The sequence below is a fragment of the Vibrio sp. Vb0349 genome, from assembly GCF_033338975.1.
Window position 1 is genome coordinate 36,075 of the sequence record NZ_JAWOTS010000028.1, and the last position, 11,869, is coordinate 47,943.

The 11,869-nt window shown below is 45.7% G+C and carries 10 protein-coding genes; 2 read left to right on the plus strand and 8 right to left on the minus strand.

Annotation, left to right across the window (positions count from 1 at the left end):
• Window positions 1-273 precede the first annotated feature (273 nt).
• From R7Q47_RS20295 to fabR, 3 genes are all read right to left on the minus strand, one after another.
• The gene (locus R7Q47_RS20295) at window positions 274-1,551 is read right to left on the minus strand and encodes a tyrosine-type recombinase/integrase (protein WP_213905041.1); all 1,278 of its coding nucleotides are present in this window, start codon (window positions 1,549-1,551) and stop codon (window positions 274-276) included.
• Window positions 1,552-1,831: 280 nt separating this feature from the next.
• A complete protein-coding gene (locus R7Q47_RS20300; protein WP_005378634.1) occupies window positions 1,832-2,197 on the minus strand; it encodes a YijD family membrane protein in 366 nt (121 codons plus the stop codon).
• Window positions 2,197-2,838, minus strand: coding sequence for an HTH-type transcriptional repressor FabR (fabR, locus tag R7Q47_RS20305; RefSeq protein ID WP_005378632.1), 642 nt, complete (start codon window positions 2,836-2,838; stop codon window positions 2,197-2,199). The genes R7Q47_RS20300 and fabR overlap by 1 nt, the downstream gene beginning before the upstream one ends.
• Window positions 2,839-3,101: 263 nt before the next feature.
• Here fabR and sthA point away from each other — a divergent pair, with 263 nt between their 5' ends.
• Window positions 3,102-4,532 (plus strand): Si-specific NAD(P)(+) transhydrogenase, encoded by a 1,431-nt coding sequence (gene sthA, locus R7Q47_RS20310; RefSeq protein WP_005389689.1) that lies wholly within the window; start codon window positions 3,102-3,104, stop codon window positions 4,530-4,532.
• A gap of 57 nt (window positions 4,533-4,589) precedes the next feature.
• Here the strand turns inward: sthA and dinF are convergent, their stop codons facing one another.
• The 3 genes from dinF to lexA all read right to left on the minus strand — a co-directional run bounded on the left by dinF (window position 4,590) and on the right by lexA (window position 7,594).
• Window positions 4,590-5,939: an MATE family efflux transporter DinF gene (gene dinF, locus R7Q47_RS20315; protein ID WP_186584595.1), complete on the minus strand. Its 1,350-nt coding sequence runs from the start codon at window positions 5,937-5,939 to the stop codon at window positions 4,590-4,592.
• Window positions 5,940-5,994: 55 nt separating this feature from the next.
• Window positions 5,995-6,789 carry a class I SAM-dependent methyltransferase gene (locus R7Q47_RS20320; protein ID WP_005393777.1) on the minus strand — a complete coding sequence of 265 codons (795 nt, stop codon included), beginning with the start codon at window positions 6,787-6,789 and terminating at the stop codon, window positions 5,995-5,997.
• Window positions 6,790-6,973: 184 nt separating this feature from the next.
• On the minus strand, window positions 6,974-7,594 hold the full coding sequence (gene lexA, locus R7Q47_RS20325; RefSeq protein ID WP_005378682.1) for a transcriptional repressor LexA: 621 nt from the start codon (window positions 7,592-7,594) through the stop codon (window positions 6,974-6,976).
• 368 nt (window positions 7,595-7,962) lie between these two features.
• Between lexA and plsB the strand changes: the two genes are divergently transcribed.
• Entirely contained in the window at window positions 7,963-10,389 is a 2,427-nt protein-coding gene (plsB, locus tag R7Q47_RS20330; RefSeq protein ID WP_222712615.1) for a glycerol-3-phosphate 1-O-acyltransferase PlsB, read from the plus strand.
• Window positions 10,390-10,453: 64 nt separating this feature from the next.
• Here the strand turns inward: plsB and ubiA are convergent, their stop codons facing one another.
• Window positions 10,454-11,308 carry a 4-hydroxybenzoate octaprenyltransferase gene (gene ubiA, locus R7Q47_RS20335; RefSeq protein ID WP_137282439.1) on the minus strand — a complete coding sequence of 285 codons (855 nt, stop codon included), beginning with the start codon at window positions 11,306-11,308 and terminating at the stop codon, window positions 10,454-10,456.
• Window positions 11,309-11,848: a chorismate lyase gene (locus tag R7Q47_RS20340; protein WP_005378686.1), complete on the minus strand. Its 540-nt coding sequence runs from the start codon at window positions 11,846-11,848 to the stop codon at window positions 11,309-11,311.
• Window positions 11,849-11,869 lie beyond the last annotated feature (21 nt).

An 11,869-nucleotide genomic window follows, 5' to 3' on the forward strand; every position in this document is an offset into this window, starting at 1 on the left:
GGGACTTTTTGGAGTAGTTATTTGATCTATATAACAGTCAACGTTTTGATGAAGGTTAACCCTAAGCTCGTTTAGTTGGAGAGATGATAGTGGATGCTGCCGATGGACAAGAGAAGGGAGCATACGAAAAATCTCAGCGAGTTATGTATTCTCTCTATCGTCTTCCAAAAGACTTCCCCATTCATGAAGCCCACATAGTCAAAGAGCCACGATTAAATTTCGCTCAGATAAAGAGTAACACCCCCTAACTAGTAAGAATAATCTCTAAGAATTTTACAAATGCTTAGGCAACTTCATCGACTCTAAAGGAATGACATTGCTTGTATCTAACGCTTGCAACTTTTCTCCCCATGCTTGCAGTACCACTAACTGCTCTTCAAGATAGTCGTGATGGTTATATACCCGCAACATACCTGGTAACTGGTGACCAACCGTCTTTTCAATCGCCACGATATCCAGCCCCATTTCGCTACAACGGCTGATAAAGGTGCGGCGTAGATCGTGTGGCGAAAAACGCTCAAAATCTTCCGGTAAATTGCGTTTGATTAGAGCACGTACTGCTGCGGGTTCTTGAAGTTTGTCATCCATAAGCTGCGGCCAAACAAGTTTCCATTTGCTTGGTACATTCTCACGCTGCTCTTTAAGAAGTTTCAGTAGGTAATCACTTAATGGTACTTTTCGGCTCTCCTGACTCTTGGTGTGACGTTCTTTTGAACTGGCTGGCAACAACCATACCTTCTCTTGCAAATCTACCTCATTCCAACGCATTTCAAGCACAGCACTAATACGTTGCCCACACCCGAGCAAAAACTGCATTAGACGGACGTTTGAGTGCTCTGTACGCCAAGAAGGCAAGCTTGTTAGCAATGTTTTCAATTCTGAAAAGCTCAAATTGCGTTTTGTGACCTTAGAACCACCACCGACATCCTTGGATTTCAAATGTGGTGCAGGGTGTGCACCAATCATATTCAAAGCTAGTGCATGGTTGAGCACCTGATTGATTATTCTATGGCATGCACTAATCGCACCCGCCTTTCTTTTTCCACTATCATCAACCTTTGCGTCAAATACTTTATTAAGATCATGAATTCTCAACTCTTCTAGTTTGATGTGACCTAGAAACGGTTTGATATCGCGGGTGTAGATTGCCCTCGCCTGTTCTCCCCGCAGCTGCTTAGATAAACGCTTTTCATCAAAACTGACAAAAGCATCATCAAAAGTTTTTGCTTCCTCTTGTTCGCGCTGTTCACGTGCCAGTTCCTGCTTCGGATTTTTATTGTTTTCCAGCCAGCTACGGTAACGCCCCGCTTCTGTTCGAGCCTGTTCAAGCGTCATCCCCGTTTCCGGTTTTAACTTAACATACCGCCCCATGGTTATTTTTTCGTGCTTGTTACCAGCCTGAAAGCGAAAGATCCAAGTCATCGTGCCCGTTGGTCGAACGCGAATATTCAATCCTTCTATTTTCTTATCTGGGATTAAATATTCCTTGTTTTGTGGCTTCAATGCTTTCAGTGTGGCGTTCGTGCTAATTTTATCGACTGGCTTGATCATGACTGAAAAACCTCTGTATTTCTGGGTACGGCGTGGGGTACGGGAAAAGACGAGTTTTCATTGTACGGCTAAAGACACTCTTGGACAACGAGCAATTAAAAACCAAATAAAAACAATAAATTAAAATTCAAACCTGGATTTTGGAAGACATTACAAGATTCAGAGTTCGATTTACCCACCACATGGAAGCGGGAGTGCTATTGGAACGCAAAGTGTAACCCACGGCGTCAAATACAAAAAGCGAGCTCAATGGCTCGCTTTTTAATTTGATTCGTTTTGCTTATTCCGCAGAAGTCTTCTTGCTGACAAAACCTAGCTTCTTACCAATCCATGCGAGTAAGATCATTGAAACCATGATCGCAAAGAAGTTTGAGCCTGCTTCTGGGTATTGCGCTTTAATAAACGCAGAGTGACCAAACGCACCTACGAAGAAACACGCCAAGCCAACTAATGGGATATCTTCTGATACCGGATTATTTAGGTACTCTTGGTAAAGAGCTTGTACAGCCAGTACGAGTGCAATCAATGGGAAGATTGAAAAAGACACTTCACTCATGGTCAACCATGACAACAAAGCATCACCACACATACCTGCAACCAGTGCCAAAATCAGCGTTTTCTTTTCAGATTTATTTCCATTCGACATTATTCTATCCCGCCTTTTAATCGGTTACGTTCACGTTCTTTGCGATACCAATAGGCCCCTTTGGCTATCATTCGCAATTGCATGATCAATCGCTCGGCGAGTTCATCGCGCTCACGTCGATCTAAATCTAAAGCTTCAGCTCCCGAACTGAAAACCAAAGTCACAGACGCTTCTGCTTGAGTATACGCCTCTTCTCTGGTCACGCCGGTGCTCATTAAATACTCGGTTAATTCTGCCGCAAAATGCTGGATTTCTCGAGCAACAGCGGTACGAAATTCAGCAGAAGTGCCGGAGCGCTCACGCAACAACAAACGAAAAACGTTCGGACTACTTTCAATGAATTCCATAAAGGTTTCGACCGAGGTACGAATTACGCTACCTTCTTTCACAATACGTTGACGCGCCTGACGCATCAGTTGACGTAGTAGCAAACCGCCTTCATCAACCATGGTTAAGCCTAGCTCATCCATATCTTTGAAGTGACGGTAAAAAGAAGTCGGTGCAATCCCTGCCTCTCGGGCGACTTCTCGCAAGCTAAGGCTGGAAAAGCTGCGATCCGCACTTAATTGACTAAATGCCGCATCGATCAATGATCGACGTGTCTTCTCTTTTTGCTGTGCGCGGATTCCCATCGATTTCATTCTTAACTTGCTCTTTTTCTGTAGGGTACAAGAGCCTCAATATAACGCAATTTGCTCCTACGGAGAAAGATATGTTGCTTCGCTCGCTCTGAGCGCCGAGAACGTTACTATTGGCATGCATCCAATTGCAATGTTCTCGATGCAATTTATAGACATACAACATACCAAATCACCCTTTTGGTCGATTCTGCGTGATCACTTCCACTCTCTAACAGGCATGACGTGTACCAATAGAGTAAATGAGTTAAAATCGCGCTAAAGCAATGTTAAGCAAATATAACAAGGAAGGCATCATGGCGCATGTTAATCATTATGACGTGATCGTAATCGGTAGTGGCCCTGGCGGAGAAGGGGCTGCAATGGGATTAACCAAAGCGGGACTGAATGTTGCCATTGTCGAGAAAGAAAGCAGTGTCGGCGGCGGTTGTACTCACTGGGGTACTATTCCATCAAAAGCACTGCGTCATGCCGTTAGCCGCATCATCGAATTTAATAGCAACCCGCTATTTTGTCGAAACAACACTAGCGTTCATGCAACATTTTCTGACATTTTAGGTCATGCTAAATCGGTCATTGATAAGCAAACTCGACTTCGTCAGGGCTTTTATGACCGTAACTCATGCACACTTTTGTTCGGAACCGCGCGATTTATCGATAACTACTCAATTGCAGTGATGCAAAGCGACGGTACAGAAGAAATCTATTCTGCGGATAAGTTTGTCATCGCGACAGGTTCTCGCCCGTATCAGCCTAACGACGTAGATTTCTTGCATGAGCGTATCTACGACAGTGATTCCATTTTGAGCCTGAAACACGACCCTCGCCATATCATCATTTACGGTGCGGGCGTTATCGGTTGTGAATACGCTTCTATCTTCCGCGGCCTTGGAGTGAAAACCGACCTTATCAATACCCGCGACCGTTTGTTGGAGTTTTTGGATAACGAAGTGTCAGATGCGCTGTCTTACCACTTCTGGAACAGCGGTGTGGTAATTCGTAATGATGAGACCTATGAAAAAATCGAAGGCACAGAAGATGGTGTGATTATTCACCTACAATCTGGCAAGAAGATGAAGGCAGACTGCTTGTTGTATGCGAATGGTCGAACAGGTAACACCGATAAGTTGAATTTGGGTGCAGTGGGTCTGGAAGCGGACTCTCGCGGACAACTAAAAGTAAACCGTAACTACCAAACCGATATTGAGCACATTTATGCTGTAGGCGATGTCATCGGTTACCCTAGCCTTGCAAGCGCCGCTTATGACCAAGGGCGATTTGTCGCACAAGCCATTACGAAAGGTCAGGCAGAAAACTATCTGATTGATGATATTCCAACGGGTATCTACACCATCCCAGAGATTAGCTCTGTGGGTAAAACCGAGCAAGAGCTAACAGCTGCGAAAGTACCGTATGAAGTAGGACGCTCTTCGTTCAAGCATCTAGCTCGTGCACAGATCGCAGGAAAAGACATCGGTAGCTTGAAGATATTGTTCCATCGTGAAACCAAAGAAATTTTAGGGATTCACTGTTTTGGCGAACGTGCCGCGGAAATTATCCACATCGGTCAAGCCATTATGGAGCAAAAAGGCTCAGCGAATACCATCGAGTATTTCGTCAATACCACCTTCAACTATCCAACAATGGCCGAAGCGTATCGTGTCGCTGCGTTGAATGGTTTGAACCGCTTGTTCTAATCTATGCTTCTTGATAGCAGACAGAAAAACAGCAGGCTTGGACCTGCTGTTTTTATATCAACATTGTGCTAGGAAGGTATCCTTGTGCCATTGGTAGAGAAAGATAACCCCTAAACCAATACCCCGCATCAACATAAAGCTCGTCATTGCAAACCACAGCGCGTGATTTTCCCACTCGGCGAATAAGTAAAAGACAACGAAGAAACTGCTGGTCGCGACAAACATACTATTGCGCATGTCTTTGCCTTTGGTTGCACCGACAAAAATGCCATCCAATAGAAAGCACCACATCGACGCAAGTGGCATCACCACCAGCCAAGGTAGATACACCGCTGCTTGCTGTTGTACCGCCTCAATTGAAGTGATCATGGCGATCAACTGCGATCCCGCCAAACCAAAGAGCGCGGTCAGTCCTAAACAAATAACCAAACTCCAAAAGAAAGTGCCGACAAGCGATTCACTCAATTGTTGCCTATCTTTGGCACCAATCGCCTTCCCGACCATGGCCTCCATTGCGTAAGCAAAGCCATCCATGCCATACGAGATAATCATCAGGAAGCTCATCAGAACCGCATTTGCAGCGACAACCTCATCACCAAAGCTCGCACCTTGGAACGTCATAAAGCTAAAAGCCGCTTGCAGACACAAAGAGCGCAAGAAAATATCGCGATTCAATTTCACGAAGCGCCCTAAACCGTGTTGAGTGCTGGTTAGCAACTTTTGAGGTGATGGTAATTGCCTCTCTCGCCAGGTTTTCCAAACACACATGAGACCAAAACCCATGCCTGAGTAGTCAGCAATCACCGATGCCAGCGCAGCGCCTTCTACTTTCCACCCCAAACCAATCACAAACAACAAATCGAGGGCGATATTAGTCACGTTGGTGATGATCACCATCCACATTGGTGCTTTGGAATTTTGCGTCCCGAGCAGCCACCCCAACAACACAAAGTTCATTAGCGCAGCGGGGGCACTCCACACACGGATAGAGAAATATTGCATGCCGTAGTGTTTTACCTCTGCGCTGGCGTCACTCCAGCCAAAGATCAAATCAGCAATCGGGTTATGGGCAATAAGGAAGACTAACGCAAACAGCAGCGCCATAAGTGAGCCTTGCATAAACACCAAGGCAAGTTGCTTTCGGTCTTCACCGCCATAGGACTGCGCCGCCAACCCTGTAGTCGACATACGCAAAAAACCAAGCAGCCAAAACGTCACGCTGATCATGGTGCTGCCCAACGCAACACCGCCCAAATACCAAGCGTGGTCTAGATGACCAATCACCGCAGCATCGACCAAACCGAGCAATGGAACAGTAATATTCGACAGCACCATAGGTATCGCTAAAGCTAAGACTTGGCGATGAACTTTTGGGTTAGATAAAGGAGAGAAGATTGAATTTGTCACAGGCACCTCATCAGTAAGATCGACGAGTGTACCTGAGCGCTTAACGACTAGCCAATTACCACTTGATATGAACGAGTACTGGCGTGAGGCGATGCTTCAACATTGGAATCTTATTAAGCCAACGCTGCCAAGCTTTCCAACGAGAACAGAATCTATCGAATGGCGAGAAAGCTTTCACCCACTGTGCCCATGGTAACCATTGCAATATCTGTTCTGCAGGCGCTTCAAAGCCATGAGCATAACGATCAGAGCCAAGCTTTTGTCCCCACTTGGTTTCCGTTAAATCTCCTGCCAGCACCATACACAGTTCAGCAGAAACAAAATGTCGACCCAAGGTTTGAATAAATTTCGCGACTTGACGCTCTGTGCAATCGAGCAGTGCCATTTCACATAAAATGAGTACCGGTGCTTGCTCTGGAATGGCTAACGTCTCTAGCCACGACATTTCATCCACACTGCCACAGCGATGTTCATAGCGTTCATTTTTGTGGAACAAGCGCTGACGCCATACCAAATTTTCCGTCACATCCAGCTCTATCCAATGGCAGCGTCCATTATCCAAGCGATAAAAGCGGGTATCCAGCCCCGCTCCGACATTGATTATCCAAGCATCGGGATACTGCTGTAAGAAGTGACTAACCTGCTGGTCACAAAGCTGAGTCAGCGTCACGTGCAGCAATTGCTTCTGCGCAATATCACCACTCAAACAATCCGGCGCCATCTTACAGCTCAAACACGCTTTAGCAGCTATCGGATCGTACACCAAGCCATTGTCGACCATGCTTTCACGGCTACGCAATAACAGTGGTTTTAATAAATGGTTAGGAACTTGATGTTTAGACTGAGACATGGGCATTTCCTGCGCCAGAGAGAAAACATAGACATTAATAAAGATGATAATGAATATCAATTACATTATCAAGCTTATAAATTGGTCAAAACAAACAAGGTCAAGATGATGAGCAAGCTTTTGGAGGAAGTAGAAAAAGAGAAAAGACAAAACAGCCCAGATGAACTGGGCTGCTTAAACACACTTACATCCAATCGGTATTGCGAATAATACCAACGGCTAAGCCTTCAATCGTAAGGTGCTGAGACGTTAAGTCCACTTGGATTGGGGCAAACTCTTCATTCTCAGCATGCAGTAATATGGTTGAACCTTTGCGCTCCAAACGCTTCACAGTCACATCATCATCAACACGCGCAACGACAACTTGACCGTCTCTCACGTCTTGGGTTTTATGCACCGCGAGCAGATCGCCATCCATAATCCCGATGTCTTTCATACTCTCGCCATTTACACGAAGTAAGAAATCCGCTTGCGGTTTGAACATCGCAGGATCGACTTGGTAGTGCGCCTCTACGTGCTCTTGAGCCAAGATTGGCTCACCCGCTGCGACTTGACCAATCAAAGGCAAACCCTGCTCATCATTGGCTGCGTCTTCAAGCAGGATACGAATCCCACGAGAAGCGCCTGGAATAATTTCAATTGCTTGCTTACGAGCAAGCGCTTTTAGGTGTTCCTCTGCGGCATTCGCAGAGCGGAAGCCAAGCTCACGCGCAATCTCTGCACGAGTTGGTGGCATTCCGGTGTCGTCGATTTTACTTTTAATCAAATCGAAGACTTGTTGTTGGCGTGGCGTTAACGGCTTCATGTCTCACCTGTCTTTTTATACAGTTAACTGTGAGTATATCCAGTAAATGCTCAAATGAAAACCCAATTGGTTGTTTTTTAATTTATTTGTGGAGAGCTTTCAGCTTACCGATTAAGTTCATTCTTTATTCGTTTAAAACACCGACTTTTCAGTTAATCAAGTCAAAGCAATAACTTAGGGGTTCGACTAATTTACAGCCAATAAAATTAAAAGGTTTGACCAGTTTCTGGTATCCTTGCAGCGCTTAAATTTTATCGCCTAGGCTTATTTCTATTGCCGTACTCATCTCTTTTTATAGAGAAGACATGCAACGCGGAAACTGAAATAAGGTTAGGCCTGTTTGAATACCTATTGAGGCTGTGAACTTTATGTCTTCTGGACAATCATTTTCACGTTCATTACTAAAACTACCTTTATCGGTACTGGTAAAGGGCACCACAATCCCGTCGAACCCGATTGAAGATCTGAACATCGACCTAACTAAACCGATTGTATATGCCCTGCCTTTCCGCTCGAACGTGGATTTGCTGACACTGCAAAAACAAGCCATGAGCCTTGGTCTACCCGACCCGCTCAGCCCGCTGGAAATCAATGGCAAAACGCTGAACCGTTTCGTCTTTATCGCTGCGCGTCCAACTGTGATGAACAACGATAATGATGTCCCAACAGATTCTGTCTCTCTGTTCACTGACTTACTGGAACTGCACAAGCTGGATAGTGAGTTGGATGTTCAAATGATCCCTGCAACCGTGCTTTGGGGTCGTAAGCCAGGTAAAGAAGAGAACCAAAAGCCTTACCTTCAACCGATGAATGGTCCGCAAAAAGCCAAAGCGGTAATGGCGGCGGGACGCGACTGCTTAGTTCGCTTTAGTCCCGTGGTATCTCTGCGTTATATGGCAGACTCTCACGGAACCGACAGCGCAATTGCGCACAAACTGGCTCGCGTGGCGCGTATCCACTTCTCACGCCAGAAACTGGCTGCTTCAGGCCCAAACCTGCCACAACGACAAGTGTTGTTTGCTCGTTTACTAAAATCTCCAGCTATTGAACTGGCGATTGCTGACGAAGCCAAGAGCAAAAACATCTCGATTGATAAGGCACGTAAAGAAGCCCACGACATCATGGATGAAATCGCTGCCGACTTCTCCTATAGTCTGGTGAAAAACGGCGACCGCATCCTGAGTTGGTTATGGACAAAACTATACCAAGGTTTGCACATCAATAACGCCTCGACTGTGCGTCGTTTAGCGCAAGACGGCCACGAAATTGTGTACGTTCCGTGTCACCGTAGTCACATGGACTACCTGCTGTTGTCTTATGTTTTATACCATGAAGGCATGGTGCCTCCGCACATTGCGGCAGGCATTAACTTGAACTTCTTCCCGGCCGGTCCGCTTTTCCGTCGTGGTGGGGCGTTCTTTATTCGTCGTAGTTTTAAAGGCAACAAACTGTACTCAACCATTTTCCGTGAGTATCTAGCTGAGCTGTTTGCCAAAGGCTATTCAGTCGAGTACTTCAGTGAGGGTGGTCGTTCACGTACAGGTCGCTTACTGCAAGCGAAAACGGGTATGCTGGCTATGACCATCCAAGCAATGCTACGTGGTTTAAACCGCCCAGTAACGCTAGTGCCGGTCTACATCGGCTACGAGCACGTAATGGAAGTGGGCACTTACGCGAAAGAGCTGCGTGGCAAACGCAAAGAGAAAGAAAACGCAGGGCTTGTACTGCGTACTCTGCGTAAACTGCGTAACTTTGGTTTGGGCTATGTGAACTTCGGTGAGCCAATTCAGCTCAACCAATACTTGAACGAGCATGCTCCTGAGTGGACGAAAGACATCGACAGCATGGGTGGTAACAAACCACAATGGATGAATCCTGTGGTGAACGACCTCGCTAATAAGATGATGACGCACATCAATGATGCGGCGGCGGCAAACGCGTTGACCTTGTGTGCAACCGCACTGCTTGCTTCTCGTCAACGTGCACTTTCTCGTGACTCGCTGATCAACCAGATCGAGTGTTACTTAAAGCTACTCAAAAATAATCCGTACTCAAGCACCTCCACTATCCCTACCGAAAGTGCTGAGGAGTTGGTCGATCATGCAATTTCGCTTGATAAGTTCGTGATTGAAACCGATAGCATGGGTGACATCATTTCGCTGGACCGTAGCCAATCGATCCTGATGACCTACTATCGCAACAACATCATCCACTTGTTCGCTCTGCCGTCATTAATTGCCCAAATGCTCATTCGTCAGCGCAACCTTTCGGTAGCCAAGATTCAAGCGAATGTCGCGCAAATCTACCCATTCTTGAAGAAAGAACTGTTCTTAAGTTACCAGGAAGACGAGTTAGATGAATTGGTCGTTAAAACACTGCATGAATTTGCCGATCAGAAAATGATTAGTCTTGATGGTGATAAGCTGGAAATCAATCAATCGAACAACCAGCCTTTGGTTCTGTTAGGTCGAACGATAACTGAAACGCTGCAACGCTACTCTATCGCGATGAACTTGCTTGTTGCTTACCCTGAACTCGGTAAATCGGACCTAGAGCAGAAGAGCCAAGATATTGCCCAGCGCCTAGGGCGTTTGCACGGTATTAATGCGCCAGAATTCTTCGATAAAGGTGTGTTTACCGCGATGTTCAATACGCTCAAACAGCAAAAATACCTCGATAACGAAGGTAACTGTGACACGAAGAAAACGCAGCAATTTGCACGGCTACTGTTCACTCTGCTTTATCCAGAAGTGAAACTGACGATCGAAGAGAGTATTCACCAACTTCGGTCGTAACCGTTTTACCTTCTTCCAATAAGAAAAAAGGCATCCAATCGGATGCCTTTTTCTATTTCTTCGCTTACCAAAATGCGACCAGTAACCCTATCGCTATCACCATGCCAACATAATTGTTGTTGAGGAAAGCCTTAAAGCACAACTCACGCTCACGGTGACGAATTAAGTGCTGCTGATAAACAAACAACGACGCTACAATCAAAAGGGTCCAGTAGTAACTTTGTCCCAATTGGTAGAACTGCCCTAACCAAACCAACATCGCGAGTGTAATCAGTTGCAACACACCAATAATAAGCTTGTCATGACGACCAAACAGAATTGCCGTCGATTTAATGCCAATCTTTAGATCATCATCTCGGTCTACCATCGCATATTGAGTGTCGTACGCAATGGTCCACAAAGCATTAATGAGGAACAAAAACCAAACAATTAATGGTAATTCCCCAGTTTGTGCAGCCCACGCCATTGGAATCGCCCAGCTAAAAGCCAAGCCTAAAAATAGCTGTGGAATATGAGTGTAACGCTTCATAAATGGATAGATGAACGCCAACACAATGCCAGCGAAGGATAGCTGAATCGTCAGCGGGTTCATGGTCAGCACTAACAAAAACGAGCTGATACCCAAAACCAAAAATAATCCAATCGCTTCTTTTGCTGTCACTTTCCCTGATGGCAGTGGACGTTGCTTAGTACGCTTTACATGGCCGTCGACTTTGCGATCTGCAAAATCATTAATCACGCACCCCGCACTACGCATTAGGAAAACACCCAATACAAACACGATAAATACATCCCAACTCGGCATCCCTTGGGCTGAGATAATTAGCGCCCAAATCGTTGGCCACATCAGTAACAGTGAACCAATCGGGCGATCCATGCGCATCAGTTGCCAATATGCTTTGGCTTTTTCTGCGGACATTTACACTGTCTCCTTAGCGTAAACTGGTGAATTAGATAAGAATAACTCGGCGACTAGCATCGGTTTGTGATTCATCCACAACCTTGAGCGTCGCGCTAACAAACGTCCTTCTGGTACGGCTACCCATCCCATTTGCAAAGAGTCTCGCTCAACGTTGTCTGCGCTGAACACCGTTAGTCCTAATGGGATATCACCTTGTTGAGCCAAATCATACTGCTGATCAACTAAGGTTGAGCGAGGAATCAATGTCCGCCCAATAACCCAGTTATTATTGTCACCGCACAAAATTACCTCTCTCAGTAAGCAATCTTGTTCGGACAATAACTGACTTTCGTCCTGTTTTAATGTCGCTGCAGTGACGATCTGATTTTGTAGCAATTCTACCGTTAACGCTTGGCAGTGCTGTTTTAAACGACGTGACAAAGACCCTTGCTCTTCAAGCCAGTGCTTGGCAAATTCATTTGGAAATTCGAATTCTTCGGGGTTTTGCCACTCTACTTCCAATAAAGAAGCAAGATAGAGTGATGTTGGCTGATTCATACTAGTATTCAATTGGAGGCT